Annotated in this window: 24 protein-coding genes; 13 read left to right on the top strand and 11 right to left on the bottom strand. The window is 70.5% G+C overall.

Features of this window, described 5'->3' with window-relative positions; translation table 11 throughout:
* The first annotated feature begins 4 nt into the window (after positions 1 to 4).
* On the top strand, positions 5 to 1063 hold the full coding sequence (locus AB0K15_RS43485) for an NAD(P)-binding domain-containing protein (RefSeq protein ID WP_364065644.1): 1059 nt from the start codon (positions 5 to 7) through the stop codon (positions 1061 to 1063).
* Positions 1064 to 1136: 73 nt separating this feature from the next.
* Positions 1137 to 1937: an alpha/beta fold hydrolase gene (locus AB0K15_RS43480; protein WP_364065638.1), complete on the top strand. Its 801-nt coding sequence runs from the start codon at positions 1137 to 1139 to the stop codon at positions 1935 to 1937.
* Between the two features lie 42 nt (positions 1938 to 1979).
* Here the strand turns inward: AB0K15_RS43480 and AB0K15_RS43475 are convergent, their stop codons facing one another.
* Entirely contained in the window at positions 1980 to 2696 is a 717-nt protein-coding gene (locus tag AB0K15_RS43475) for a zinc-binding dehydrogenase (protein WP_364065635.1), read from the bottom strand.
* A 35-nt stretch (positions 2697 to 2731) separates the two neighbouring features.
* Between AB0K15_RS43475 and AB0K15_RS43470 the strand changes: the two genes are divergently transcribed.
* From AB0K15_RS43470 to AB0K15_RS43460, 3 genes are read left to right on the top strand one after another with little or no spacing between them, the layout of a single operon-like run.
* Complete coding sequence (locus AB0K15_RS43470) at positions 2732 to 3190, top strand: hypothetical protein (RefSeq protein WP_364065724.1); 459 nt, start codon at positions 2732 to 2734, stop codon at positions 3188 to 3190.
* Between the two features lie 46 nt (positions 3191 to 3236).
* Positions 3237 to 3671, top strand: a complete 435-nt coding sequence (locus AB0K15_RS43465; protein WP_364065632.1) for a MarR family transcriptional regulator — start codon at positions 3237 to 3239, stop codon at positions 3669 to 3671.
* Positions 3668 to 5644 (top strand): MFS transporter, encoded by a 1977-nt coding sequence (locus tag AB0K15_RS43460; RefSeq protein WP_364065629.1) that lies wholly within the window; start codon positions 3668 to 3670, stop codon positions 5642 to 5644. The genes AB0K15_RS43465 and AB0K15_RS43460 overlap by 4 nt, the downstream gene beginning before the upstream one ends.
* On the opposite strand, the gene iolD is transcribed toward AB0K15_RS43460, so the two are convergent.
* The 8 genes from iolD to AB0K15_RS43420 are packed head-to-tail and all read right to left on the bottom strand — an operon-like array spanning position 5641 to position 13930.
* Entirely contained in the window at positions 5641 to 7479 is a 1839-nt protein-coding gene (gene iolD, locus AB0K15_RS43455; protein ID WP_364065626.1) for a 3D-(3,5/4)-trihydroxycyclohexane-1,2-dione acylhydrolase (decyclizing), read from the bottom strand. The two genes, AB0K15_RS43460 and iolD, sit on opposite strands and share 4 nt — an antisense overlap.
* Entirely contained in the window at positions 7476 to 8366 is an 891-nt protein-coding gene (gene iolB, locus AB0K15_RS43450; RefSeq protein WP_364065623.1) for a 5-deoxy-glucuronate isomerase, read from the bottom strand. The genes iolD and iolB overlap by 4 nt, the downstream gene beginning before the upstream one ends.
* The gene (locus tag AB0K15_RS43445; RefSeq protein ID WP_364065620.1) at positions 8363 to 9259 is read right to left on the bottom strand and encodes an aldolase; all 897 of its coding nucleotides are present in this window, start codon (positions 9257 to 9259) and stop codon (positions 8363 to 8365) included. The genes iolB and AB0K15_RS43445 overlap by 4 nt, the downstream gene beginning before the upstream one ends.
* Positions 9256 to 10185: a 5-dehydro-2-deoxygluconokinase gene (gene iolC / locus AB0K15_RS43440; protein WP_364065617.1), complete on the bottom strand. Its 930-nt coding sequence runs from the start codon at positions 10183 to 10185 to the stop codon at positions 9256 to 9258. Before iolC ends, AB0K15_RS43445 begins: the two co-directional genes overlap by 4 nt.
* Positions 10182 to 10964 carry an ATP-binding cassette domain-containing protein gene (locus tag AB0K15_RS43435; RefSeq protein ID WP_364065614.1) on the bottom strand — a complete coding sequence of 261 codons (783 nt, stop codon included), beginning with the start codon at positions 10962 to 10964 and terminating at the stop codon, positions 10182 to 10184. The genes iolC and AB0K15_RS43435 overlap by 4 nt, the downstream gene beginning before the upstream one ends.
* The gene (locus tag AB0K15_RS43430; RefSeq protein ID WP_364065611.1) at positions 10961 to 11995 is read right to left on the bottom strand and encodes an ABC transporter permease; all 1035 of its coding nucleotides are present in this window, start codon (positions 11993 to 11995) and stop codon (positions 10961 to 10963) included. Before AB0K15_RS43430 ends, AB0K15_RS43435 begins: the two co-directional genes overlap by 4 nt.
* The gene (locus AB0K15_RS43425; RefSeq protein ID WP_364065608.1) at positions 11992 to 13008 is read right to left on the bottom strand and encodes a substrate-binding domain-containing protein; all 1017 of its coding nucleotides are present in this window, start codon (positions 13006 to 13008) and stop codon (positions 11992 to 11994) included. The genes AB0K15_RS43430 and AB0K15_RS43425 overlap by 4 nt, the downstream gene beginning before the upstream one ends.
* A gap of 37 nt (positions 13009 to 13045) precedes the next feature.
* On the bottom strand, positions 13046 to 13930 hold the full coding sequence (locus AB0K15_RS43420; RefSeq protein WP_364065605.1) for a sugar phosphate isomerase/epimerase: 885 nt from the start codon (positions 13928 to 13930) through the stop codon (positions 13046 to 13048).
* Positions 13931 to 14079: 149 nt separating this feature from the next.
* On the opposite strand from AB0K15_RS43420, the gene AB0K15_RS43415 reads away from it, so the two are divergent.
* The 3 genes from AB0K15_RS43415 to AB0K15_RS43405 are packed head-to-tail and all read left to right on the top strand — an operon-like array spanning position 14080 to position 17601.
* Positions 14080 to 15078 carry a LacI family DNA-binding transcriptional regulator gene (locus AB0K15_RS43415; protein WP_364065721.1) on the top strand — a complete coding sequence of 333 codons (999 nt, stop codon included), beginning with the start codon at positions 14080 to 14082 and terminating at the stop codon, positions 15076 to 15078.
* Between the two features lie 9 nt (positions 15079 to 15087).
* Positions 15088 to 16572, top strand: a complete 1485-nt coding sequence (locus tag AB0K15_RS43410) for a CoA-acylating methylmalonate-semialdehyde dehydrogenase (RefSeq protein ID WP_364065602.1) — start codon at positions 15088 to 15090, stop codon at positions 16570 to 16572.
* A gap of 27 nt (positions 16573 to 16599) precedes the next feature.
* Positions 16600 to 17601, top strand: coding sequence for a Gfo/Idh/MocA family oxidoreductase (locus tag AB0K15_RS43405; protein ID WP_364065599.1), 1002 nt, complete (start codon positions 16600 to 16602; stop codon positions 17599 to 17601).
* Between the two features lie 255 nt (positions 17602 to 17856).
* On the opposite strand, the gene AB0K15_RS43400 is transcribed toward AB0K15_RS43405, so the two are convergent.
* Entirely contained in the window at positions 17857 to 18360 is a 504-nt protein-coding gene (locus tag AB0K15_RS43400; RefSeq protein WP_364065596.1) for a GNAT family N-acetyltransferase, read from the bottom strand.
* Between the two features lie 174 nt (positions 18361 to 18534).
* Between AB0K15_RS43400 and AB0K15_RS43395 the strand changes: the two genes are divergently transcribed.
* Positions 18535 to 19512: an aldo/keto reductase gene (locus AB0K15_RS43395; RefSeq protein ID WP_364065593.1), complete on the top strand. Its 978-nt coding sequence runs from the start codon at positions 18535 to 18537 to the stop codon at positions 19510 to 19512.
* A 190-nt stretch (positions 19513 to 19702) separates the two neighbouring features.
* Complete coding sequence (locus AB0K15_RS43390) at positions 19703 to 19951, top strand: hypothetical protein (RefSeq protein WP_364065590.1); 249 nt, start codon at positions 19703 to 19705, stop codon at positions 19949 to 19951.
* A 6-nt stretch (positions 19952 to 19957) separates the two neighbouring features.
* On the opposite strand, the gene asnB is transcribed toward AB0K15_RS43390, so the two are convergent.
* Positions 19958 to 21796, bottom strand: a complete 1839-nt coding sequence (asnB, locus tag AB0K15_RS43385) for an asparagine synthase (glutamine-hydrolyzing) (RefSeq protein ID WP_364065587.1) — start codon at positions 21794 to 21796, stop codon at positions 19958 to 19960.
* A 430-nt stretch (positions 21797 to 22226) separates the two neighbouring features.
* On the opposite strand from asnB, the gene kdpF reads away from it, so the two are divergent.
* The 3 genes from kdpF to kdpB are packed head-to-tail and all read left to right on the top strand — an operon-like array spanning position 22227 to position 26082.
* Positions 22227 to 22328, top strand: a complete 102-nt coding sequence (gene kdpF, locus AB0K15_RS43380) for a K(+)-transporting ATPase subunit F (RefSeq protein WP_364065584.1) — start codon at positions 22227 to 22229, stop codon at positions 22326 to 22328.
* Positions 22328 to 23989, top strand: coding sequence for a potassium-transporting ATPase subunit KdpA (kdpA, locus tag AB0K15_RS43375; RefSeq protein WP_364065581.1), 1662 nt, complete (start codon positions 22328 to 22330; stop codon positions 23987 to 23989). Before kdpF ends, kdpA begins: the two co-directional genes overlap by 1 nt.
* Entirely contained in the window at positions 23986 to 26082 is a 2097-nt protein-coding gene (gene kdpB, locus AB0K15_RS43370) for a potassium-transporting ATPase subunit KdpB (protein ID WP_364065578.1), read from the top strand. Before kdpA ends, kdpB begins: the two co-directional genes overlap by 4 nt.
* Positions 26083 to 26086: the final 4 nt, after the last annotated feature.

Genomic DNA, 26086 nt, shown 5'->3' with positions numbered 1-26086 from the left:
TTTTATGAGTGCGGATCACGAGACCGACGTCGTGGTGATCGGGGCGGGACAGGCGGGGCTGTCGGCGGCGTACCACCTGCGCCGCGCGGGCCTGGCCAACGAGCGCGGCTTCGTGGTCCTCGACCACGGCAAACGCCCCGGCGGCGCGTGGCAGTACCGCTGGCCCTCACTCGTCGTCGGCAAGGTCCACGGCATCCACGACCTGCCCGGCATGGCCTTCGGCACGCCCGACACGACCAAGCCCGCCAGCGAGGTCGTGTCCGAGTACTTCGGCCGTTTCGAGAAGACCTTCGACCTCCCCGTGCACCGCCCGGTCGACGTCACGGCCGTGCGCAAGACCGGCGACCGACTGCTGGTCGAGACCCCCGCCGAGACGTGGGCCGCGCGCGCCGTGGTGAGCGCGACGGGCACGTGGGACCGCCCGTTCTGGCCGCACTACCCGGGGCAGGAGACGTTCGCCGGCCGCCAGCTGCACACCGCCGACTACACCGGCGCCGGGGAGTTCCGCGGCCGCCGCGTGGTCGTGGTCGGCGGCGGGACCTCGGCCGTGCAGCTGTTGATGGAGATCGGGCCCGTCGCGAAGTCCACGACCTGGGTCACGCGCCGTCCGCCGATCTGGCGCGACCAGGACTTCACCGAGGACTGGGGCCGCAAGGCCGTGGCGAAGGTGGAGCAGCGGGTGCGCGAGGGGCTGCCGCCGCAGAGCGTCGTGAGCGTCACCGACCTCGCCGTGACGCCCGAGGTGCGCGCCGCGGAGGCCGCCGGGTACCTCGACCGCAAGCCGATGTTCGACCACCTCGTGCCGGAAGGTGTCGTCTGGGCCGACGGCACCTTCGAATCCGCGGACATCATTCTCTGGGCCACCGGCTTCCGCGCCTCGATCGACCACCTCGCACCCCTGCACCTGCGCGCGCCCGGTGGCGGCATCCGCATGGACGGCACGCGCGTGGTCGCCGAACCGCGCCTGCACCTCGTGGGTTACGGACCCTCGGCCAGCACCGTCGGCGCCAACCGCGCCGGGCGCGCCGCCGTGCAGGAGATCCGCCGGTACCTCGGCCTCTGAACTCGACAACTCCATACGACGTAAAGTATCGTCGCCGCCAATCGTTTACGACGTAAAGAGAGAGGGGGCCGACATGGTCACGCTGCCCGGCGGAGCCACGATCGACGTCGAGGTGCACGGCGACGGGCCGGCGTTGCTGCTGCCCGTGAACCCGCGCCCGCTGGAAGGCGCGCAGGCCGAGTCCGTGCGCCAGTGGGGCGGCGACCCCGCGCTGGGCCGCTCGCTCATCGACGGCCTCGTCGGCTTCCGCGTGATCGCCTTCGATTACGAGGGTCACACCCTCGCCCACCCGCGCCCGGAAACCTTTACCCCGGACGAAATCTCGGCCGACCTGCTGGCGATCGCGTCAGCCGTGAACGCCGAACGCTTCGCCTACTACGGCTACTCCTGGCTCGCCCTCGCCGGCCTGCAGCTCGCCCTGCGCACCGACCGCCTCACCGCGCTGGTGATGGGCGGCTACCCGCCGCTCGACGGCCCGTACGACGCGATGCTCGCCGTCACCCGGGCGACGCACGCGATGCCCCGCACCGAAGGCGGCGACGCGACGCCGGGCGACTGGGACTCCGTCGGCTTCACGATGTCCATGGCGCAGACGCGCCAGTTCGTCACGCTTTACGAGGCCCTGCAAGGCTTCGACGACCACGCGGTGCACTTGACGTGTTCCCGCCTGTGCTTCGCGGGTACCGAAGACCGCATCGAATACGGCGAACGCTGGGGTGGCGTCACGGTCGACATCGCGGGTCCGCTCGTGCGCAATCGCGCGGTGCTGGAACGCGACGGCTGGATCGTCGAGCTGCTCGACGGTCTCGACCACATGTCCGCCATGCAGGCCAAGGCCGTGCTCCCGATGATCTCGGCCGTCATGTCAAGCTGAGTCTCCGCCGGCCGGAGTTCTCGCGCGGGTGTCCGGTGGTGGTCACGCGCCGGGCGTCAGGACGATCCGGCCGGCCGGCTCACGGCGTTCCATCCGCTCGTGTGCGGTGACGGCCTCGGCGAACGGCAGCACGTCGATCTCGGTCTCACCGAGTCCGGCGGCGACCGCCGCCAGAGCCGCCTCCAGTGCCGGCCGCACGACTTGCGGGTGAGCGGGCAGATAGGCGCCCGCATTGAAACCGGCCACGGTGGTGCCCGTCAGCCACAGCTGGTTGGTGTCGACCTGGTGAGCCCAGTCGCCACTGGCATTTCCCGCCACGAGCACCCTGCCGCCCGCCTTGAGCAGAGCCAGGCTGTGGGTCCGGACGTCGCCGCCGACCGGGTCGACGATCACGTCGAACTTCTCCCCGCCCAGCGCGTCGGGCAGACCGGCGGAATCGACGATGGTGTCGTAGGGCAGCTTGGTCACGGCGGCCGCGGCGAGCTTGCGGCTGCGGACGGTGCCCACGACGCGGGCGGCGCCGAGCCGGCGCGCGATGCCGGGGAACGCCGCGGAGAACCCGCCCAGTGCACCCTGGACCAGGACGCTCTCGCCCTCGGCGAGGTGGGCGACGTGGGTCAGTGCCACGTGGGCCATCGCCGCGTTCGGCACGACCGCGACCGCGACGGCGGGGTCGATGCCGTAGCGCCGCGTCGAGGCCACGAGCGCCGCGTCCGCGACGTAGACCGAGGCGTAGCCGCCGGCGCCGGTGGCCGACATCGAGACGACCGGCTCACTACGCGAACAAGGAGGAACTGCTGCTGGAGCTGGCCGAACGCGGGTGGAGGCAATGGTGTGACGCCGTCACCGCTGCCGTTCGCGACCGAGCCGGACTGGGGCCGCACCAGGTCGCGGCCGTTCTCGCCGACACCATCTCGGCGTTGTCGGTGTTCTGCGACCTGCTCGGCCACGTGGCCCTGCACCTCGAAGGCGACGTCGACCTCGAACGGGCCCGCATCTACAAGACCAACGCGTTCGCCGCCGCCGGCAGGATCGTCGACGCGTTGGATCGGGCGGGCACCATGACCGCCGGGCAGCTCCGGAACCTCATCACCACGGCGATCTCTCTCGCGGCCGCCCTGTGGCAGGCCTCGCACCCGACGCCGACGCTGGCGGCGCTGTACGAGCAGGAACCGAGCTGGGCGCATGTCGCCCTCGACTTCGAACCCCAGCTCGGCCTGCTTCTGCGCGCGACGGCCGCGGGGCTGGCGTAGATCAAGAAAATAGACAGCCAAGGCTGATCAGTATAGGCTGTCTATCGTGACCGACCAGAGTTCTCCCGATGCCGTGGCCCAGCGGCTGCGGATCGTCTTCGGCCGGCTGCGGCGAAGGTTGCAGGACGCGTCCTCCGTGCGTGGCCTGAGCGCGCCGCAGGCGTCGGCGCTGGCTCGGCTGGCGATTTCCGAACCGTCGTCGGCCAGCCAGCTGGCGGGCGCGGAGCGGGTCCGGCCGCAGTCGATGGCCAAAACGGTCGCGGCGCTGCACGAGCAGGGCCTGATCCGGCGTGAGGCCGACGCCGAGGACGCGCGACGCCAGCTGCTCTTCCTGACCGACGAAGGCCGCGCCGTCGCTCAAGGGGCCCGTGCCACCAGGGAAGAGTGGCTGGCCAACGCGTTCGAGCAGCGCTTCACCGAGGCCGAGCGCCAGGTCCTGGACCAGGCGCTGACCTTGCTGGAGCGCGTGGTCGAAGAATGAGCGCACCCGTGAAGCCGCGCGAGCGGTCCGGCACGGGCGACGGGTTCGACCGCAAGCTCATCGCACCACTCGTTTCCGGTGCGATCCTGAACCCGATCAACTCCACGATCGTCTCGGTCGCGCTGGTGCCGATCGGCGTCGCGTTCGGTGCGCCGCCCGCGGAGACGGCGTGGCTGATCTCCGCGCTGTACCTCGCGACGGCGGTCGGCCAGCCCGTGGTCGGGCGCCTGATCGACATCTACGGCCCGCGCCGGCTGTTCCTCCCCGCGACGGCACTGGTCGGGGTCGCGGGCGTGATCGGTGCCCTGGCCCCGAACCTGGCGGTGCTGATCGTCGCCCGCGTGATCCTCGGCTTCGGCACCTGCGCCGGGTATCCCGCGGCGATGCGGCTGATCCGCGACGAGGGCCGCCGCACGGGCAAGGACAGCCCCGCCGGCGTGCTCACCATCCTGGCGATCGCTACGCAGACGATCGCCGTGATCGGCCCGCCGCTGGGCGGGCTGCTGATCGGGCTCGGCGGCTGGCGCGCCACGCTGGCGGTCAACATTCCCATCGCGATCGTGGCGTTCGTGCTCGGCCGGCTGCGCTTCCCGCGCGACGAACGCGCCCCGGGCAAGCTGAACCTCGACTTCCCCGGCATGACCTTGTTCGCGACGACGCTGGTCGCGCTCCTGCTGTTCCTGATGAACCCCGACGCCGGCTCGTGGTACCTGCTCGTGATCACCGTGCTCGCCGCGGCGGCCTTCACGGTGCACGAGCTGCGCCACCCCAGGCCGTTCATCGATCTGCGCGTGCTCGGCGGCAACGTCCCGCTGCTGCTCACGTACGGCCGCGCCTTGCTCGCGTACGTCGTGTCCTACAGCTTCGTCTACGGCTTCACCCAGTGGCTCGAGGACGGCCGCGGACTGTCGGCGAGCACCACGGGCCTGCTCACGCTGCCGATGTTCGCCGCCGGCATCGTCGTCTCGGCGCTCACCGGACGCCGGCAAGGCTTGCGCGGCAAGCTGTTCGTCGCCGCGGTCGCGCAGCTCGCCGCGTGCGTGCTGCTGCTGGCCCTGGGGCCGGCCAGTCCGTTGTGGACGATCGTCGGGATCGTGCTGATCTTCGGCATCCCGCAAGGGCTCAACAGCCTCGCGCTGCAGAACGCGGTGTACCGGCAGGCGAACCCCGACGACGTCGGCGCGTCCGCGGGTCTGCTGCGCACCTTCGGCTACCTCGGCGCCATCGTCTCCTCCGCCGCCCAAGGCGGTTTCTTCGGCCAACGGGCCGATACTGGCGGCCTCCATCACCTGGCGTGGTTCCTGGTGGTCGCGAGCGTCGTCTTCCTGCTCGTCAACGTCCTCGACCGGACGCTGGCGCGATCCACCCCTGGAGAAAGGCACCCGGAAATGACCGAACAGCTCGACCCGGCCCGCACCGCCCTGCTCGTCATGGATTACCAGGCCGGCATCGTGAGCCGCGTCGCCGACGACGAGGCGCTGGTCGATCGCGTCGGCACCGCGATCTCGGACGTGCGCGCCCACGGCGGCCACGTCGGCTGGGTCCGCGTCGGCTTCGACGACGCCGAGTTCGACGCCATCCCGTCCACCAGCGTGTTCGCGCGCATGGTGACACCCGAAAGCCGCGCGGTGATGCACGCCGACGCCCCGGCCACCCAGATCGACGAGCGGCTCAGCCCGCAGCCGCAGGACGTCTCGGTGCGCAAGATCCGCGTCGGCGCGTTCACCACCACCGACCTCGACACCCAGCTGCGCGGGCGCGACGTCGACACCCTCGTGCTGGCCGGCATCAGCACCAGCGGCGTGGTGCTCAGCACCGTGCGCGAGGCGATGGACCGCGACTACCGCATCCTCGTGCTCGACGACGCCAGCGCCGACCCCGAGCCCGGCACCCACGAGTTCCTCACCGGCACGATCTTCCCGAAGTTCGCCACCGTCCTCGACGTCGACGCGCTGGCGAAGCTCTGGGCCTAGCGGCTCAGGTAGCGGACCTGCCCGGGCTTCGCGGCGTCGAAGTCCGGGCGGCCCGCCAGGTGCTCGGGCACGCCGACCTCCCACCACGCGCCGGCTTCCGTCCACGCCGCGGGCAGCGTGCGCACCACGACCACCGCGGGCCGGCGCTCGGTGACGGCGGCCGCGCGCGCCTGGGCGTAGGCGTCGCGAAGATCGTCGACCGACGAAGCCGAGAACACCACGCAGCCCAGGGACTCCGCGTGGCGCGCGAAATCGACGCGGGGCGGCTCGGCGTGGGAGGTCCGGCAGTCGGCGTAGAAGTTGTTGAACGGCTTGCCGCCCTGGCCCTGCTGCAGGCGCGCGATCACGGCGTACCCGTCGTTGTCGCAGACCACCGCGACGAGCGGGTGGCCCGCGAACGCGGCGGAGAACAAGTCGGAGTTGAGCATCAGGTACGAGCCGTCGCCGAGCAGGGTCGTCACGAGGCCGCCGTCGTGGGCGATCGCGGCGCCCCACGCGCCGGAGAGCTCGTAACCCATGCACGAGAAGCCGTACTCCACGTCCATGCTCACCTCGCCGGACCCGCGCCAGCCGCCGATCAGCTCACCGGGCAGCCCGCCGGACGCGGTCATCACGTAGTCGCGGGGCTCGGACAGGTCGTTGACCACGCCGACGACCTGCGCGTAGCTGGGGATCTCCGAGGCGGCAGAACGCAAGGAGTCGATGTGCGCGTCCCACTTGACGCGTTCCTCGGCGGCCTGGGCGGTCCACTGTGGATCGACGCGCCAGCTTTCCAGCTGTGCGGCCAGATCGTCGAGCCCGGCGTAGGCGTCGCCCACGACGGCCAGCGCGCCGTGCTTCACCGCGTCGAACGCGGCCGCGTTGAGCGTGACCAGCCGCATCTCGGGCGAGAACACCGTCCACGACGCGGTGGTGAAGTCCTGCAGGCGAGTACCCACCGCGAACACCACGTCGGCCGACGCGGCGACGGCGTTCGCCGACGAGGACCCGGTGATGCCCAGCGGTCCCGCGTACAGCGGATGGGTGTGCGGCACGAGCGTCCGCCCAGCCGTGGTCTCCGTGACGGGAATCCCGTGCCGCTCGGCGAACTCCAGCGCGCGGCGGCCCGCACCCGAGTAGCGCACGCCGCCACCCAGCACCAGCAGCGGACGCCGGGCCGCGCGCAGCACGCCGGCCGCCTCGGTCACCGCGCGCCGGTCCGGGCGCGGGCGCGGCAGCCGGTGCGTCACGGGCTCGAAGAGCGTCGGCGGGAAGTCGAACGTCTCGGCCTGCACGTCCTGCGGCAGCGCCAGCGTCACCGGCCCGCAGTCGGCCGGGTCGGTGAGCACGCGCACGACCTGCGGCAACGTCGCGAGCAGCTGTTCCGGGCGCGTGATGCGGTCGAAGTAGCGGCTCACGGCGCGGAAAGCGTCGTTGACCGTCGCCGTGCCGTCGTGGAACGGCTCGATCTGCTGCAGCACCGGGTCGGGCGCGCGGTTGACGAACGTGTCGCCCGGCAGCAGCAGCACCGGCAGCCGGTTGGCGTGCGCGACGCCCGCGGCCGTCACCATGTTGAGCGCGCCCGGGCCGATCGACGACGTCACCACGCCGACCTGCCGGCGTTGCGCCGCCTTCGCGTAGCCGACGGCCGCGAGCGCCATGCCCTGCTCGGTGTGCCCGCGCCAGACCGGGATCTCGTCGCGGTGCTCTTCCAGCGCCGTGCCGAGGCCGAGGACGTTGCCGTGGCCGAAGATCGCGAAGACACCGGGGAACAGCGGCACCTCGCGCCCGTCGAGCGTTTCGGACCGCTGCGCGAGCAGCCAGCGCACCAACGCCTGCGCCGTCGTCAGCTTCATCGGACGCGCCCCTCGTAATCGGTGACGGGACAGCGCGGATCCGGCTCCTGCGACGCCCAGGTGTCGCGGACCCAGCCGTGCGCGGGGTCGTCGCAGAACGCCATCGAACGCTCTTCGGCGGGCCCGGCCAGCACATTCAGGTAGTACATCGGGTAACCCGGCGCCGCGACGCACGGGCCGTGGTAGCCGCGCGGGATCAGGAACACGTCGCCGTCGCGCACGGCCACGTCCTCGTCCAGCTCGCCGTCGGCGGTGTAGGTGCGGTGCAGGCCGAAGCCCTCGCGTGAGGGCGTGACGCCGTCGCGCCCGGCGATGCGGAAGTAGTAGATCTCCTCGTTCACGACCTCGCACTCGCTCACCTCGTCGTGCTTGTGCGGCGGATACGAAGACCAGTTGCCGTCGGGCGTGATGAGCTCGCACGCGTTGAGCTTGTCCGCGTGGTCCCACACGCCGGGCACGCCGAAGTTGGTGACCTGCCTGCTCGCCTGGCCCGAACCGCGGACCTCCACGGGCACGTCCTCGGCCGCGCCGTACCGGGGTTCCAGCCGGCGCTCGCAGCGGGCCATCGGCAGCGCGACCTCGGCGCCGGTGGGCGAGGTCAGCTCGACCTCGGCGTCGCGCGGCACATAGACGAAGTCCGTGACGCGCGAGAACACGGAATCGCGGCCGTCGAGCTCGAACTCCTCGTCGTCGACGCGCACGGTGAGCGAGCCGGACAGCGGCAGCACGAACGCCTCGAACTCGCCGGTTTCGATCATCCGGGGCAGCCGGCGGCCGACCTTGAGCACCCGCAGCCCGGTGTGGGACCAGCCGGCCGCTTCGGGCGTCAGCAGAATCGGGTCGGAGTCGTCGGTCAGTGTCCCGTGTGGACGGTGCAGTGCGCTCACTTCGCGGCCTCCAGGATCTTCGCGGCAGCTGCCACGGCGGACCCGACGTCGCCGTCGGGCGGGTAGAGCAGGGTCCGGCCCACCACGAGGCCGCGTACCACGTCGTGCCGCAGGGAGCGGCCCCACGACGCCAGGTCGGCGGCGGGGTCGCCCGAGGGCACCCCGCCCAGGATGACCACCGGCAGCGTCGTGGCGCCGAGCACGGCGGTGTCGTCCGTCGACGGCAGCTTGAGCCAGGTGTGTGCCGACGTCACGCCGATGCCCGAGGCCACCGTGACGGCCCGGGCCAGCGCGGCGGCGTCCTTCTGCAGCACCAGCCGGCCTTCGGCCCGGGCGTACGGCAGCGGCTCGACCATCGCGACGAGGCCGTAGGACGCGAGCTCCGTGACGGCGTCGGCGCAGGCCTGCAGCGTCGGCACGGTACCGGGGTCGTCGTCGACGAGCCGCAGCAGCATCTTGCCGCCGTCGAGCCGGCAGTCGACGAGCGACGCGGCGTGGTAGCCGGTGAAGCGGTCGTCGATCTCCCAGTCGGCGCCGGCCAGGCCGCCGCGGTTCATCGAGCCGATCACGACCTTGTCGTGCAGCGCGTCGAGCAGCAGCAGCTCCTCGACGACGTCGGGCGTGGCGAGCAGCCCGTCGACGGCAGGGTTGGCCAGCGCCACCAGCAGCCGTTCGAGCAACGACCGGCGGTCGGCCATCGCGAGCGGATCACCGCCCACACCGAGTGCGCCGCGGGCCGGGTGGTCGGCGGCCACGAGGAACAGGGTTCCCTTGTCCGACAACAGGTTCTCCCGCCGCCGCCGTGACGCGTACGCCCGTCGCACCGCATCCGGGTCGGTGGCCCGCACGCGCAGCAGCTCGCTCCAGCGTTCGTCGGTCAGCAACGGCGTCACAGCAGCTCCTCGATCTCGGCGGCGGTCGGCATCGCGTCGGCGCACGCGAGCCGCGCCGCGACCAGCGCGCCGGCCGCGTTCGCGTACTCCGCGAGACGCACCGGCTCCCAGCCCGACAGCAACCCGTGCACGAGGGCGCCGCCGAAGCCGTCGCCCGCGCCGAGGCCGCACACCACCTCGACGCGCTGCGGCTTCACCGTCGCGCGGCCCTCGGGGGTCGCGACGAGCACGCCTTCCGCGCCCTTCTTGATCACCGCGAGGCGCACGCCACGGGCGAGCATCCGGTCCGCGGCCTCCTCCGGGTCCGCCGTGCCCACGGCCACCTCGACTTCCGCGCGGTTGCCGACGGCGACCGTCACGTGGTCGAGCATCCAGCCGATCTCCGCGCGCGCGGCCTGGACGTCCGGCCAGAACATCGGCCGGTAGTCGAGGTCCACCACGGTGTGCTGCCGCCGGCCGCGCGCCTCGAGGATCTTGCGCTGCGTCGTGCGCGCGGGCTCGGTGGAGACGCCCGTGCCTGTGACCCACAGCAGCGGGACCTCACGCACGACGTCCCACGGCACGTCGGCGTCGGTCAGCGTGAGGTCGGGCGCGATGGGGGAGCGGTAGAACAGCAGCGGCGGGTCGGCCGGCGGGTTCAGCTCGCAGAACACCACCGGCGTCTGCAGGTCCGGCGAGGTGCCCACGAACTCCGGCGAGACGCCGAAGCCCGTGAGCGCCTGGCGCACGTAGCCGCCGAACCCGTCGGGCCCCACCTTCGTGAGCACGGCGGTGCGGCGGCCGAGCCGCGCGGCGGCGACCGCGACGTTGGTCGCGGTGCCGCCGAGCGACTTGGCGAACGTGGCGACCTCGGCCAACGGCACGCCGCTCTGCTCGGGGTAGAGGTCCACCCCGACCCGGCCGATGGTCAGCGCCTCGAGACTCACGTCTCCACCGCGCGCAGCTCGTGCTCCAGGGCCGCCAGCTCGGCACCGCCCGCCATCTGCCGAGTGAGCTCGGAGATGCCGATCTCGGACTTCTCGTACGACCCGAGCGCGGCACCCCGCTTGAGCAGCAGGAACCGGTCGGCCACCGGGTAGGCGTGGTGCGGGTTGTGCGTGATCAGCACGACGCCGAGGCCGCGGTCGCGCGCCTGCGCCACGTACTTGAGCACGACCCCGGCCTGCTTCACGCCGAGGGCCGCCGTGGGTTCGTCGAGGATCAGCACCTTCGCGCCGAAGTGCACGGCCCGGGCGATGGCCACGCACTGGCGTTCCCCGCCGGAGAGCGTGCCGACGGGCTGCTCGACGTCGCGCAGGTCGATGCCCATGTCGGCCAGCGCCTGTTTGGTGGTCTCGCGGCCCTTCTTCCGGTCGAGCATCCGGAACGGGCCGAACCCGGTCGTCGGCTCGGAGCCGAGGAAGAAGTTGCGCCACACGCTCATCAGCGGCACCACCGCGAGGTCCTGGTACACCGTGGCGATGCCGCGGTCCAGCGCCTCGCGGGGCGAGGTGAACCGCACGGACTCGCCCTCGACCAGGAACTCGCCGCGATCGTGCTGGTGCACGCCGGCCAGGATCTTGATCAACGTGGACTTCCCGGCGCCGTTGTCGCCGAGCACGCAGGTGACCTCGCCCGCGTTGACCACTGTGGACACATCGCGCAGCGCCACGACGCTGCCGTACATCTTGCCGACGTCCTTGACCTCGATCAGGGGAGCGTTCATCGCCGGACCCTTTCCGCGCGTCGCCGGAAGGCGTTGTTGACCAGGACCGCGGCCAGCAGCATGATCCCGAGGAACAGCATGAACCAGTCGCTGTCCCACCCGGCGAACACGATGCCCTGGCGCGCCATGCCGAAGATGAGGGCGCCGATCGCGGCGCCCACGGCCGAGCCGTAGCCGCCGGTGAGCAGGCAGCCGCCGATCACCGCGGCGATGATGTACTGGAACTCCAGCCCGATGCCCTGGTTGGCCTGCACGCTCGCGAACCGCAGGATGTTGATCGAGCCGACGAGCCACGCCGCGAGCGCCGTGCCCATGAACAACAGGATCTTCGTGCGCACCACCGGCACGCCGACCGCGCGCGAGCTGGCCGCCGAGCCGCCGACGGCGAAGATCCAGTTGCCGAAGCGGGTGCGCGACAGCAGCCACGCGGCCACCGCCGTCACCCCGATCCACCACACGATGGAGATCTGGAACGGCGTGCCCCCGATGTTCACGGTGGAGGCGAACACGAACCCGGCCGACGCGTAGCCGTCGGTCGAGCGCATGCCCGAGACCTGCACGGTTCCGGTGACCAGCCGCGTCACGCCGAGGTTCAGTCCCTGCAACGCGAGGAACGTGCCGAGCGTGACGATGAAGCTCGGCAGGCCCGTTTTCATCACGAGCCAGCCGTTGAACGCGCCCACGACGAGCGCGAACACCAGCGAGGCCAGCAGGGCGAGCCACACGTTCCAGCCCGCCTGGGTCGCGAGGATCGCGGTGACCAGCGAGGTCGACGCCGTCATCACACCCGCCGACAGGTCGAACTCTCCGCCGATCATGAGCAGCGAGACGGCCACGGCCATGATGCCGAGCGTCGCCGCGTCGTCGAGCCAGGTCGCGGCGCCGCTGGCGCTGAAGAACTTTTCGGTGACGAGGGAGAAGAAGAGGAAGACGACAGCCGCGCCGAGCAGGGCGCCGATCTCCGGCCGGACCACCAGCCGGTCCATGAGCGTCGGTTTCACGAGCCGTTCGTCGAGCGTGGTGGTGGTCATCGGGTGCCCCTTTGCACGTACTGGCCGACCTTGTCCACAGTGGATTTGTCGACCAGGTCGGGGCCGGTGAGCACCGGCTTGCCGCCGCCGACGATGTTCGCGTTGTCGCGGTAGAGCTTGAGGAACATGACCGGCAGGTAGCCCTGCTCGTACTGCTGCTGGTCGACGGCGAAGAGCACGTCGCCCGACTTGATGGCGGCCACCACGTCGGAGTTCAGGTCGAACGTGCCGACCTGCGCCTTCGAGCCCACCGACTTGATCGCGCTCACGGCGCGGGCGGCGACCTGCGAGTTCAGCGTGAGCACGGCGTCGATCGACGGATCGGTCTGCACGGCGCCGCGGATGCGCGACTCGGCGTCGGTGGGGTTGGAGATGTCCACCTGCAGCGTCTGCACGTCGCCGCCGAAGCCGCTCTTCGCGCCGTCGCAGCGCTGGGCCTGGCCGACGTTGCCGGCCTCGTGGATCACGCAGAGCAGCTTCTTCTTGCCGAGGTCCTTGAACTTCTTGCCGGCTTCCTGGCCCGCGATGGACTCGTTCTGGCCCACGTGGGTGAGCGCGCCATACGCCGCGCTCTTGTCTTCGCCGGAGTTGATGGTGATGACCGGGATCCCGGCGCGCACCGCCGCCTCGATCGAGGGCTGCAGGGCTTCGGGGTTGGCCATCGAGACGACCAGGCCCCCGATCTGCTGGGCGACGGCGTTGTCGATCAGCTTGGCCTGCGCTCCCGGGTCACCGTCGGACGCGTATTCGACCTGTACGCCCAGGTCCTTGCCCGCCTGCTCGGCGCCGTTCTTGACCACATTCCAGAACGCGTCGCCCGCGGTGCCGTGGGTGATCACGGCGACCTTCAGCGGCCCGGACTCGATCGGCGCCGCGGCGGGGGCCGTGGCCTTCGGCTCGGCTGCGGGCCCGGTGCACGCCGACAGCAGCAGACCGGTGGTCAGCAGCCCCGCCACGACCCGGGCGGCCCTCGAGCGCGGTTTCGGCACCCCGCGCCTCAAGCGATGGGACATCGTCGTCTCTCCTCGCTTCGTCTTCCTCGTTGTCTTCTCAGCCGGCCAGGCGGCCGACGATCGTCCCGAGGCAGGCCAGGCTCGTCGCCACGTCCCGCTTCGGCAGGTCCACGGGGCTGCGCTCGTCGAGCGCCGTGTCCTGCTCCAGCACGTACCAGCCGTCGTAGCCCGCTTCGTGCACGAAGCGAACCATGGCTTCGATGTCCACGTCACCCTCACCGAGCGGGACGTACAGACCTTTGCCCACCGCCTCGGTGTACCCGACGGTGCCCTTGCGGACGGCTTCGGCCAGCTCACCGCGCACGTCCTTGAGGTGCAGGTGCCCGATCCGGTCCGGGTACCGCCGGGCCAGCTCGACGGGGTCGGTACCACCGATCAGCAGGTGACCGGTGTCGAGGCAGAGCGGCAGGTCGGAGTCGGCGAGGAACCGTTCGACTTCGGCCCGCGTCTCGGCGTGGGTGCCGACGTGGGGGTGCAGCACGGTCTTGAGACCGTGGCCCGCCGCGACGTCGCGGACGCGGCCGGCGGTGCTGATCAGGGTGGCCCACTCGGCGTCGGTGAGAGCGGGCCGTTCGTCGTAGCCGTCGAGGCCGGTCGCGGCGGCGAGCACCAGCACCTCGGCCCCGCACGCGGCGAAGAGCGCCGCGGAGTCCTCGGCTTCGGCGAGCGCGGCCTCCGGATTCTCGTGCAGTACCACGGCGAGGAAACCGCCGATGAGGTCGAGGCCGTGGCCGCCGAGGAGCTTCTTCAGCGCGGCCGGGTCGCGCGGCAGGTACCCGGGCGGGCCGAGCTCGGTGGCGGTGATGCCGAGCTCCGCCATCTCCCCGAGCACGGTCGGCGCGTCGAGGACCCGGCCCCAGCCCGGCACTTCGCACACCCCCCAGGAGATCGGTGCGGCGGCGACGCGGATGGTGGCGGTCATGGGAACCCTCTCCGTGCGGTGACCCTTGGCGTTGGCCCGTTCGGTGCGCGTTGGAGCGCTCTATTGATTAGAGCGCTCTAAGCTTGTAGCGTCGGCCACACTCGAGTCAAGGGCCGGTTTCCGGCCGGTTCCGGCGGAGAGGCAAGCGAATCGTGAAGCCCACCATGGAGGACGTCGCCGCGCGGGCGGGGGTTTCCCGTGCGCTCGTGTCCCTCGTGATGCGCAACGCGCCGAATGTTTCGGCGTTGCGCCGGGAAGCGGTGCTGAAGGCGGCGGAGGAGCTGGGCTACTCGCCGCACGTGATGGCGCGCTCGCTCGCCAGCCGCACGTCGACGGTGCTCGGCGTGATGGTGAACGACCTGCGCAACGCGTTTTTCGCCGACGTGGTCGAGGGTCTCGACGCGGCGGCACAGGCGGCCGGGTTCGATCTCATCCTCAACACCGGTGGACGCGTGCCCTCGCGGGAGAGCGCGGCGTTGCGCAGCCTGCTGTCCTTCCGGCCGGCGGGGCTGATCCTGCTCTCGCCGGTCGTGCCCGCGTCGGCGATCGAAGCCGCGGCCCGCCAGTGTCCCGTCGTGCTCGTGTCGCGGACTTCGCGCGCGGCCGGGGTCGACACCGTGAACGACGACGGCGAAGCGGGGTCGGCGCTGGCCGTCGAGCACCTCGCAGGCCTGGGCCATCGCCGGATCGCGCACCTCGACGGCGGGGGAGCGGCCGGTGCCGCCGCGCGTCGCCGGGGGTTCCGGCGGGCGATGACGGCGCACGGGCTCGAGCCGATCGTGGTGCGCAGTGAGCACACGGACACCGCCGGCGAGAAGGCCGTGCTGGAGCTGCTGAGCACGTACGACCGGGCCGACCTGCCCACCGGATTGGTGGCGGGCAACGACTTCAACGCCGTGGGCGCGATCTCCGCGTTGGAGGACAACGGGTTGCGCGTCCCCGGTGACGTGTCGGTGGTCGGCTACGACAACACGTCGCTGGCTTCGCTGCGGCACGTCTCACTGACCACCGTGGACCAGCCGCGCACCGAAATGGGCCGACTGGCTTTCGAAGCCTTGCTGGAGCGCGTGCGCGGCGAACGCACGACGCCGGTCCGGCACCTGTTGCACCCCTCCCTGGTGGTCCGCTCGACCACCGCTCGTCGCTAGGAGCTTCTCGTGACCGAACTCGTCCAGCACTGGATCGACGGCGCCCGCACGGCCGGCGTCTCGACCTGTCGTGGCGACGTCTTCCAGCCGGCCACCGGCGAGGTGGCCCGCCAGGTCGTGCTCGCCGGTCAGTCCGATGTGGACGCCGCGGTCGCGTCGGCGGTCAAGGCCTCGCGCGACTGGGCCGACAGCTCGCTGGCGCAGCGCACGAAGATCATGTTCGCGTTCCGCCAGCTGGTGGACGCCCATCGCGACGAGCTGGCCGCGCTGATCACCGCCGAGCACGGCAAGGTGCTCTCCGACGCCGCGGGCGAGGTGCAGCGCGGGCTGGAGGTGGTGGAGTTCGCCTGCGGCATCGCGCAGGTCCTCAAGGGCGAGCACTCCGAGCAGGTCTCGCGGGGGATCGACGCGTACTCGCTGCGGCAGCCGCTGGGCGTGGTCGCCGGGATCACGCCGTTCAACTTCCCGGTGATGGTGCCGATGTGGATGTTCCCGGTGGCGATCGCGTGCGGGAACACGTTCGTGCTCAAGCCTTCCGACCGCGATCCGTCGGCGTCGATCCGGCTGGCGGAGCTGTTCTCCGAGGCCGGGCTGCCGCCGGGCGTGCTCAACGTGGTGCAGGGCGACGCCGAGGCGGTGAACTCGCTGCTGACGCACCCTGACGTCGCCGGGGTGTCGTTCGTGGGCTCGACGCCGATCGCGCGGCACGTGTACGAGACGGCGACGGCGGCGGGCAAGCGCGTGCAGGCGCTCGGCGGGGCGAAGAACCACATGGTGGTGCTGCCGGACGCCGACGTGGCGGGTGCGGCCGACGCCGCGGTGTCCGCCGGGTACGGCAGCGCGGGGGAGCGGTGCATGGCGATCTCGGTGGTCGTCGCGGTGGGGGACACGGCCGATGAGCTGGTGGCCGAGATCGCGTCGCGGACCCGTGCGCTGGTCACCGGGCCGGGGGTGGAGGCTTCGTCCCAGATGGGGCCGGTCGTGACCGCGGCCGCGCGGGACCGGATTGTGTCCTATGTGGACGCAGGAGAGCGGGCCGGTGCCTCGGTGGTCGTCGACGGCCGTGGTCTCGCGGCTCGTGCGGACGGCTTCTGGGTCGGCCCGACGCTGCTCGACCACGTGACGCCGGACATGACCGTGTACACCGACGAGATCTTCGGGCCGGTGCTGTCGGTGGTGCGCGCCGACACGTTCGAGGCGGCGCTGAACCTGGTCAACGCCAACCCGTACGGCAACGGCACCGCCGTCTTCACCACCGACGGCCTGGCCGCGCGCGAGTTCGAGCGGCGCGTCACCGTCGGGATGGTCGGCATCAACGTGCCCATTCCCGTGCCGATGGCCTACTACTCCTTCGGCGGCTGGAAGGACTCCCTCTTCGGCGACACGCACGTGCACGGTGCCGAGGGCGTGCGCTTCTACACCCGCACGAAGGCCGTGACGTCGCGCTGGCCGCGGCAGCCGCACGGCGTCGACCTCGGTTTTCCCACGCACTGATTCTTCCGACGAGCAGGAGGCTTCACGATGAGGTTGGGACTGGCGGGCACCGGCCGGATCGGCACCGCCCACGCCGAAACGCTCAAGGGCTTCGACGAGGTCTCCTCGGTGGTCGTCGCCGACGTCGACGCCGCGCGCGCCCGGGCCGCGGCCGCAAAACTCGGCGTCGAGGCCGCTTCCGGGATCGAGGAGCTGTTCGAGGCGGGCCTGGACGCCCTGGTGGTCACCGCGGCCACCGACGCTCACCCGAGCCTGATCGTGAAGGCCGTCGACGCGGGTCTCCCGGTGTTCTGCGAAAAGCCGGTGGCCGCGGACATCGCCGGCACGCTGGCGGTCATCGACCACATCGCGGGCTCTTCCGTACCCGTCCAGATCGGCTTCCAGCGCCGCTTCGACGCCGGCTACCAGGCCGCCCGCACCGCCGTCACTTCGGGTGAACTGGGCTGGCTCCACACCGTCCGCGCGACCACCCTGGACCCGGAACCGCCCCCCGCCGACTACGTTCCCCACTCCGGCGGTCTCTTCCGCGACTGCGGCGTGCACGACTTCGACATCGTCCGCTGGGTCACCGGCCGCGAAGTCACCGAGGTCTACGCGCTGGGCGCCAACCGCGGCGCGCAGTTCTTCGTCGACGCAGGCGACGTCGACACCGCCGCGGTGGTGCTGACCCTGGACGACGGCACTCTCGCGACGGTCTCGCTGACCCGCTACAACGGCGCGGGCTACGACGTGCGTTTCGAGGCCCTCGGATCTCGGTCCGGTGTGGTGGTGGGTCTGGATGACCGCTCGCCGCTGAACTCCGTGGAGCCCGGGGTGACCCCGTTGCCAGGGCCGGCTTATCCCGGCTTCATGGAGCGGTTCCGGCCGGCTTACGTGGCCGAGCTGAAGGCTTTCCTGGACGTGGCGGCCGGCCGGGCGCCCAGCCCCGCGGGTGCCGAGGACGCGCTGGCGGCCTTCTACATCGCCGAGGCGTGCGAGCTCTCGCGGCGGGAACGGCGCCCCGTGCACGTGAGCGAGGTTCGCCGGTAGTTCAGGCTTGCCGCGGGACGGCTCTGGACGGGGCAGCCCGCGGCAAGTCGGTCGGGATCTCGAAGACCGGACTACCGATGTGGCCTCCGGTTGTGGAGTGGGGTCGTCCAGGAACCACGTGGTCGGCGGAGCCTTCGTGCCGTGGGCTTGTACACGGGCTCGCGGCCTTCGTTCGTCATGCCTTGTTCGCAGGGCCGTGGTCCGCCTCCCCCGCGTCCGGGAGGCGGGCCACGGCTCGTCTTTCGGGCCGGCCGGTCAGAGTTCGAGGCTGGCGTCCACGTCGGCGCCGTGCACGTCGAGGTCCGCGCCGGTGCCGGTGAGCAAGCGGCGGGCCGCTGCGTTGTCCACGGTGGTCGAGGCGATGAACCTCGCCGCGCCACCGTCGCGCGCGGCTTCGAGCAGCACGTCCGTCACGCGCTTGCCGATGCCGCGCCCGCGCACCGAACGGCCCAGCCACACGCCGGCCTCGACCTCGACGGCCGAGGGCCCGTGCACGGGCTGCAGGCGCGCGGCTCCGGCCGCGCGGCCGTCGACCTCGACGAGCCACGTGGTTTCGATCGCGGTGTCCGGGTCGAGGCAGCGCCGCCGGTGGAACGCGAGAAACGCCTCGCGCCGCTCGGGCGTCCAGCCCGGCGGGCCCTCCACCGGAGGCATCACCTCGAGGGGGTCGGCGTCGGCGACCGCGGCCTCGAGCAGCCGGCCCAGGGCCGGCTCGTCGAGGGGGGTCAGCACGATCTCGGAATCGGAGGCTCCGGTCACGCGGCAAAGCTTGGCACGAGGATCTTGGCCGCGCGACCTGGTAATACGGCTTACCAACGTGGTGGTCAACGGGCAACGTGACGACTGTCCAGTGTGGAAAGACTCCACGGCATCGAGCCTCGTCGCTAGGGTGGTCGGCGTTCGGTGTCTTCGAGAGAACAGGAGCGGCCTTCGATGGAGTACGTCCGGCTGGGCTCGACCGGCCTGCAGGTCTCGCGTGTGATCCTCGGCTGCATGAGCTACGGCGCACCCGACCGGGGCGGCCACGAGTGGTCCCTCGACCTCGACGATGCGCGGCCGTTCTTCCGCGAGGCGGTGGAAGCGGGCATCACCACGTTCGACACCGCCAACACCTATTCCGACGGGTCCAGCGAAGAGATCACCGGCAAACTCCTCGGTGAGTTCACGCGACGCGACGAGATCGTGATCGCCACCAAGGTCTACAACCGCATGGGCCCGGGCCCCAACGGCGCCGGCCTCTCACGCGGCGCCATCATGACCCAGATCGACGCCAGCCTGCGCCGTCTCGGCACCGACTACGTGGACCTCTACCAGATCCACCGCTACGACGAGAACACCCCGATCGAGGAAACCATGGAGGCCCTGCACGACCTCGTGCGCGCCGGCAAGGTGCGCTACCTGGGCGCCTCCTCCATGTGGGCGTGGCAGTTCGCGCAGGCCCAGTACGTCGCCGACCTCGGCGGCTGGACCCGGTTCGTCTCCATGCAGGACCAGTACAACCTCATCCAGCGCGAGGAAGAACGCGAGATGCACCCGTTCTGCCTCGACCAGGGTGTCGGCGTGCTGCCGTGGAGCCCGCTGGCGCGCGGGCGGCTGACGCGTGATTGGGACGAATCGACCAAGCGCAGTGAAAACGACCGGTTCGCCGAGCGGCTCTACTCGCAGGCGGAAGAGTCCGACCGCCGCGTTTCGTCGGCGGTGGCGGAGATCGCCGCGGATCGTGGGGTTTCGCGCGCCCAGGTCGCGTTGGCGTGGATGCTGCACAAGCCGGCGGTCACGGCGCCGATCTTCGGTGCGACGAAGCCCGGGCACGTGGCCGACGCCGTGGCGGCAGTGGAGCTGGGGCTCACGGAGAAGGAGCTGGCGCGGCTGGAGGAGCACTACGTGCCGCACGTTCCGGCGGGTTTCTGAGTTCTGGCCGAACGGCATCGGCGTCAGATGGCCGACGCCGATGCCGTTGATTCGTGGTCCGCCTCCCCGACGGGGGGGCGGACCCACGGCCTGGCTGCACTCCGCCCATGGCCAAGTTTCTCGCGGTCCTCAACGGCGTGGCCGACGAAGCCGACAAAGCCGGGTTCACCGACGCGCAGCGCGCGAGTTCATGGCGGCGTCGGCGGCCTGGGCCCGGAAGAACGAGCGGGCGATCGTCGATCCCGGCGCGCCGCTGTTCCGCAAGAAGCGGGTGACGGCAGCCGGCATCGAGGACTTCACCGATTCCAAGACCGCCTACACGATCGTGGAAGCCGAGTCGCACGGGGAAGCGGCTCGGCTCTTCCTCGACCACCCGCACCTCGCTCTGCTGCACGGAAACTCGATCGAGGTCATCGAGTGCCCGGCGATCCCCGGCTAGGTCGCCTCAGTCCAGCTGCAGCTCGGGTGAGTACATGTCGAACCAGTGGTAGAGGTCCAACGCGCGGTCCATCCCCACCCGCTGCGTCGGCTCGATCGTGACCGGGTCCACTTCGGACACCTCCGTCAGCCACTCGCGGCTCACGAGCTGGAACACCGGATTGTCGCGCTCCGCCAGGACTTCCTTCACCTGCTGCTGCAACGCGGCGGGGTAGCCGGGGTCCTGGGTGGACGGGTACGGGCTCTTCACGCGGTCGCGCACCGAGTCCGGCAGCACGTGCTTGGTCGCGTGGCGCAGGAGGCTCTTCTCGCGGCCGTCGAAGGTCTTGAGCGACCACGGCGTGTTGTACACGTACTCCACGAGCCGGTGGTCGCAGAACGGCACGCGCACCTCCAGGCCCACGGCCATCGACGCGCGGTCCTTGCGGTCGAGCAGCATCCGCACGAAGCGGCTCAGGTGGAGGTTGCAGATGGTGCGCATGCGCGCGTCCTGCTCCGACTCGCCGTCGAGGTGCTCGACCTTGTCCACGGCGGTGCGGTACTGGTCGGCCACGTAGTCGCCGAGGCTCAGGTGCGTGGCGACCTCGGGGCGCAGCAACGCTTCCCGCTCCGTCATCAGGCCCGAGCGGAAAGCCAGCCACGGGAACGTGTCGGCGTGCACCGACTCGTCGTGGAACCAGCGGTAGCCGCCGAACACCTCGTCGGCCGACTCACCCGACAGGGCCACGGTGGACTCGCCGCGGATCGCCTTGAACAGCAGGTACAGCGACGTGTCCATGTCACCGAGACCGGCCGGGATGTCGCGCGCCCGCAGCACGGTGCGGCGCACTTCCGGGTCGGACAGCTCACCCGGGTTGAGCACCACGTCCTGGTGCGCCGAGCCGACGAGCTTCGCGACGTCGCGGATGAACGGCGAGTCCGGGGTGCCGCGCATCTCGTCCGGCTGGAAGTTCTCCTCCTGGCCGAGGAAATCGACCGAGAACGTGCGCAGCTGCTCACCCTGCTCGGCCAGCCGCGCGGCCGCGAGACCCGTGACGGCGCTGGAGTCGAGCCCGCCCGAGAGCAGCACGCACCGCGGCACGTCGGCCACGAGCTGGCGGTTGACGATGTCGGTCATCAGCTCGCGCACGCGCGCGACGGTCGTCTCCTGGTCGTCCGTGTGCTGCTTCGCGTCGAGCTTCCAGTACGTGCGGGTGCGGATGCCTTCCTTCGACACCGTGACGACGGTGCCCGGCTCGACCTCGCTCATGCCCTTCCACAGCGACCAGCCGGGGCGTTTGGTGAACGCCATCAGCTCGCGCAGGCCGTCGCTGTCCACGACGCGCTTCGCCAGCGGGTTGGCCAGGATCGCCTTGGGCTCCGAGCCGAACAGCACGCCGTCGCGCGTCGGGTAGTAGTAGAACGGCTTGATCCCCATGCGGTCGCGGATCATCACGAGCTTCTGGTCGCGCTCGTCCCAGATCGCGAACGCGTACATGCCGTTCAGGTGGTCGACGACCGCGTCGCCCCACTGCAGGTACCCGTGGAGCACGACCTCGGTGTCGCTGTCGGTCTCCCACGTGTGCCCCAGCTTCGTGAGTTCTTCACGAAGTTCGGCGAAGTTGTAGGCCTCGCCGCTATAGACCATGGAGATCTCGCCGTTGGGCGTGCGCACGCTCATGGGCTGGCGGCCGCCCGGCAGGTCGATGATCGCGAGCCTGCGGTGCCCGAGCGCGACGTTGCGGCGCACCCACGTGCCACGGTCGTCTGGGCCGCGGCACGCCATCGTCTCCGTCATCGCGTCGACGATCTCCTGCCGTTGCGACAGGTCAGAGTCGTAGGAAACCCAGCCGGCGATTCCGCACATCCGCGTCCCTCCGTGACTTTGCTTAGGTAATACAACTATTGGAAACACTGGTGTAACACAGCCGGGTGGGGCATGTCTGCCCGAATTGCACGCTCCGTCGTAGATCCACTACTTATTGTGGTGTGAGTCACTCACCAACTACTTGGCGTCACCGATCAAGGTCAACCGAACGCCACGAGGTACCAGGCGAACGGCGGTGGCGGGGGTCACCCGCCGTCAAGAACGCGTAAATGGCCCAGGGGGGCGCGTCAAGGAGGCGTCAGACCGTCTCCATCACGCAGCGCTACGACCGCACAGTTGCGACGTCCAACGGTCACCCGCCCCGGGTGACCTGTCTTGAGAGGTGCCTTGTGGCCGACTTGTTGTACGCCTTGCTGCTGCTCGGCGTGTTCGTGGTCCTCGCCTTGACGCTGCGCGGGATGGAGAAGCTGTGAGCGACACGGGCACCGTGGCCAACGTCGTCGGCGGTCTGCTGGCGCTGGGCCTGATCATCTACCTGTTCATCGCACTGGTGAGGCCGGAGAAGTTCTGATGAGTGATGTCGGCGCCGGCCTCCTGCAGGTCGGTCTACTGCTGGTCGCCCTGGCGGTGGTCTACAAACCGCTCGGCGACTACATGGCCCGGGTCTTCTCGACCGAGAAACACTGGCGGGTCGAGAAGGTCTTCTACAAGGTCGTCCGCGTGAACCCGGACTCCGAGCAGCACTGGAAGACGTACGCGTCCGGGGTGCTCGGGTTCTCGTTCGTGTCGATCATCCTGCTGTACCTGCTGCAGCGCCTGCAGTCGGTGCTGCCGTGGAACTTCGGCCGCGGGGCGGTATCGCCGTCGGTCGCGTTCAACACGGCGGTGAGCTTCGTGACCAATACGAACTGGCAGTCCTACGTTCCCGAGACGACTATGGGCCACTTCGTGCAGATGACCGGCCTCACCGTCCAGAACTTCGTGTCGGCGGCCGTCGGCCTCGCTGTCGCGATCGCGGTGACGCGCGGGTTCATCCGGTCCAAGACCGACCGCCTCGGCAACTTCTGGGTGGACCTGACACGCGGCACGTTCCGCGTGCTGCTGCCGATCGCCTTCGTCTTCGCGATCGTGCTCATCGCGCTCGGTGTGGTGCAGAGCCTGCACTCCGGCGTCGCGGTGACGAACCCCGACGGCAGCCAGAGCACCATCGCGCTGGCGCCGGCGGCGAGCCAGGAGTCGATCAAGGAACTCGGCACCAACGGTGGCGGCATCCTGAACGCGAACTCCGCGCACCCGTTCGAGAACCCCAACGTGTGGACCAACCTGATCGAGCTCTTCCTGATCCTGATGATCCCGGTGAGTCTCACCCGCACCTTCGGGCAACTGGTCGGCAACAAGAAGCAGGGCTACGTCCTGCTGTCGGTGATGGGCGCGCTGTGGGGCGCCATGCTCGCGCTGATCTGGAGCTCGGAGGCGCTGACCAACAGCCCCGCAGCGCTGGCCGCCGGGGCGAATATGGAAGGCAAGGAGCAGCGCTTCGGCCTGAGTATCACCTCACTCTTCGCCGATACGACCACCGGCACCTCCACGGGTGCGGTCAACGGCGCCCACGACAGCCTCTCGGGCCTCGGCGGCGGTGGGCCGCTGCTCAACATGCTGTTCGGCGAGATTTCGCCGGGCGGTGTCGGCACCGGTCTCTACGGCATTCTCGTGATGGCCGTGATCGCGATGTTCCTGGCCGGTCTGATGGTCGGGCGCACTCCGGAGTACCTGGGCAAGAAGCTCGGCAAGCGCGAGGTCACCGCGGCGGCGATCTCGATGCTCGCGATGCCGACCGTGGTGCTCATCGGCGCCGGGATCGCACTGGCGATGCCCGACACGTCGAGCGCGTTGGGCAACCCCGGCGCCCACGGTCTGTCGGAAGTCCTCTACGGCTACGCCTCGACCGGCAACAACAACGGCAGCGCCTTCGGCGGCCTGACCGCCACGAGCAACTGGTTCCAGTCCTCGTTCGCCGTCGCGATGCTGCTCGGCCGGTTCGTCCCGATCATCGCGGTCCTCTGCCTGGCCGGTTCGCTGGCCAAGCAGAAGCAGGTCCCCGAGACCGCCGGCACCCTGCCCACCACCGGGCCGCTGTTCGCCACGATGCTCACCGGAACCATCGTCCTCGTCGCGGCCCTCACTTTCGTCCCGGCGCTCGCGCTCGGGCCCGTTGCGGAGGCGTTGGCATGACAGTCACCGAAACCCCACGAAGTCCCCTGGAAGACCAGCAGCACCACGCGGAGAACGCGGGCCGCGTCGGGGCGGGCGCGTTCAACGCGCGCCAGCTCTGGCTCTCGATGCCCGAGGCGCTGCGCAAGCTCAACCCGAAGCATCAGCTGAAGAACCCCGTGATGTTCGTGGTGTGGGCCGGTTCGGCGCTCACCACGGTGTTCGCGATCGTCGAGCCGAGCGTGTTCGCGATCCTCGTCGCGGTGTGGCTGTGGCTGACCGTGCTGTTCGCGAACCTCGCCGAGGCCGTCGCCGAAGGGCGCGGCAAGGCGCAGGCCGAGTCGCTGCGCAGGTCCAAGAAGGAGACGGTCGCGCGGCGGCTGACCGAGGACGGCTCCGAGGAGAGCGTGCCCGGTGTCGACCTGCGCGTCGGCGACCTGGTGGTCGTCGAGGCCGGGCAGATCATCCCCGGCGACGGTGACGTCGTCGAGGGCATCGCGACCGTCGACGAGTCGGCCATCACGGGCGAGTCGGCCCCGGTCATCCGCGAGTCGGGCGGCGACCGCTCGGCGGTGACCGGCGGTACCACAGTGCTGTCCGACCGGATCGTCGTGAAGATCACGACCAAGCCCGGTGAGTCCTTCGTGGACCGCATGATCGCGTTGGTGGAAGGCGCTTCCCGGCAGAAGACGCCCAACGAGATCGCGCTGACGATCCTGCTCTCGACCCTGACCATCATCTTCCTGCTCGCCGTGGTGGCGCTGCAGCCGATGGCCGGGTACTCGGGCAAGGAGCAGTCGGTGATCGTGCTGACGGCGCTGCTCGTCTGCCTGATCCCGACCACGATCGGCGCGCTGCTGAGCGCCATCGGCATCGCGGGCATGGACCGGCTGGTGCAGCGCAACGTGCTGGCCACGTCCGGGCGCGCGGTGGAAGCCGCGGGCGACGTCTCGACGCTGCTGCTCGACAAGACCGGCACGATCACCTTCGGCAACCGCAAGGCCACCGAGCTGATCCCCGTCGGCGAGTCCACCACCGACGACCTGGCCCGCGCGGCCCGGCTGTCCAGCCTCGCCGACGGCACGCCCGAGGGCCGCAGCATCGTCGAGCTGATCGCGGCGAACCACGGCCTGCCCGAGAAGGCCGGCGACGACGAGAAGCTCGCCGAGTTCGTGCCCTTCACGGCGCAGACGCGGATGAGCGGCGTAGACCTCGGCGACCGCGAGGTCCGCAAGGGCGCCACCTCGGCCGTGCGCCAGTGGGTGCGCGAGCGTGGTGGCGAGATGCCTGACGAGACCGAGCGGATCGTCGACGAGATCAGCCAGCAGGGCGGCACGCCGCTGGTGGTCGCCGAGGCGGCCGGCGGACGCGCGTTCGTGCGTGGCGTGATCCGGCTGTCCGACGTGGTCAAGCCCGGCATGAAGGAACGGTTCCAGGAACTGCGGTCGATGGGCATCAAGACGGTGATGATCACGGGTGACAACCCGCTCACCGCCAAGGCCATCGCCGAGGACGCGGGCGTCGACGACTACCTCGCCGAGGCCAAGCCCGAGGACAAGATGGCGCTCATCAAGAAGGAGCAGGAGGGCGGGCGGCTCGTCGCGATGACGGGTGACGGCACGAACGACGCTCCCGCGCTGGCGCAGTCGGACGTCGGCGTCGCGATGAACACGGGCACGTCGGCCGCGAAGGAGGCCGGCAACATGGTCGACCTCGACTCGAACCCGACCAAGCTCATCGAGATCGTGGAGATCGGCAAGCAGCTGCTCATCACGCGCGGTGCGCTCACCACGTTCAGCGTCGCCAACGACCTCGCGAAGTACTTCGCCATCCTGCCCGCGATGTTCACGTCCATCTTCGCCCAGCTGGGCGCGCTGAACATCATGCACCTGGCGACGCCCCAGTCGGCCATTCTCTCGGCCGTCATCTTCAACGCACTGATCATCGTCGCCCTGATCCCGCTGGCCCTGCGGGGCGTGCGGTACCGGCCGTCGTCGGCTTCCGCGCTGCTGCGCCGGAACCTGCTGATCTACGGCCTCGGCGGCATCGTGAGCCCGTTCCTCGGGATCTGGGTGATCGACCTGATCGTGCGCCACATCCCTGGAATCGGGTGAATCT

The organism is Amycolatopsis sp. NPDC049253, assembly GCF_040678995.1.
In the GTDB taxonomy this organism is placed as follows: Bacteria; Actinomycetota; Actinomycetes; order Mycobacteriales; family Pseudonocardiaceae; genus Amycolatopsis.
Note: the sequence above shows the minus strand (reverse complement) of the source record. Positions and strands in the feature narration are given on the sequence as shown.

Bases quoted from the DNA above. Each gene is read 5' to 3' on its own strand.
- AB0K15_RS43485 (WP_364065644.1), top strand. From the start codon at position 5: ATGAGTGCGGATCACGAGACCGACGTCGTGGTGATCGGGGCGGGACAG.
- AB0K15_RS43480 (WP_364065638.1), top strand. From the start codon at position 1,137: ATGGTCACGCTGCCCGGCGGAGCCACGATCGACGTCGAGGTGCACGGC.
- AB0K15_RS43475 (WP_364065635.1), bottom strand. From the start codon at position 2,696: ATGTCGGCCACCGGCGCCGGCGGCTACGCCTCGGTCTACGTCGCGGAC.
- AB0K15_RS43460 (WP_364065629.1), top strand. From the start codon at position 3,668: ATGAGCGCACCCGTGAAGCCGCGCGAGCGGTCCGGCACGGGCGACGGG.
- iolD (WP_364065626.1), bottom strand. From the start codon at position 7,479: ATGAAGCTGACGACGGCGCAGGCGTTGGTGCGCTGGCTGCTCGCGCAG.
- AB0K15_RS43435 (WP_364065614.1), bottom strand. From the start codon at position 10,964: ATGAACGCTCCCCTGATCGAGGTCAAGGACGTCGGCAAGATGTACGGC.
- AB0K15_RS43430 (WP_364065611.1), bottom strand. From the start codon at position 11,995: ATGACCACCACCACGCTCGACGAACGGCTCGTGAAACCGACGCTCATG.
- AB0K15_RS43425 (WP_364065608.1), bottom strand. From the start codon at position 13,008: ATGTCCCATCGCTTGAGGCGCGGGGTGCCGAAACCGCGCTCGAGGGCC.
- AB0K15_RS43420 (WP_364065605.1), bottom strand. From the start codon at position 13,930: ATGACCGCCACCATCCGCGTCGCCGCCGCACCGATCTCCTGGGGGGTG.
- AB0K15_RS43405 (WP_364065599.1), top strand. From the start codon at position 16,600: ATGAGGTTGGGACTGGCGGGCACCGGCCGGATCGGCACCGCCCACGCC.
- AB0K15_RS43395 (WP_364065593.1), top strand. From the start codon at position 18,535: ATGGAGTACGTCCGGCTGGGCTCGACCGGCCTGCAGGTCTCGCGTGTG.
- AB0K15_RS43390 (WP_364065590.1), top strand. From the start codon at position 19,703: ATGGCGGCGTCGGCGGCCTGGGCCCGGAAGAACGAGCGGGCGATCGTC.
- asnB (WP_364065587.1), bottom strand. From the start codon at position 21,796: ATGTGCGGAATCGCCGGCTGGGTTTCCTACGACTCTGACCTGTCGCAA.
- kdpA (WP_364065581.1), top strand. From the start codon at position 22,328: ATGAGTGATGTCGGCGCCGGCCTCCTGCAGGTCGGTCTACTGCTGGTC.
- kdpB (WP_364065578.1), top strand. From the start codon at position 23,986: ATGACAGTCACCGAAACCCCACGAAGTCCCCTGGAAGACCAGCAGCAC.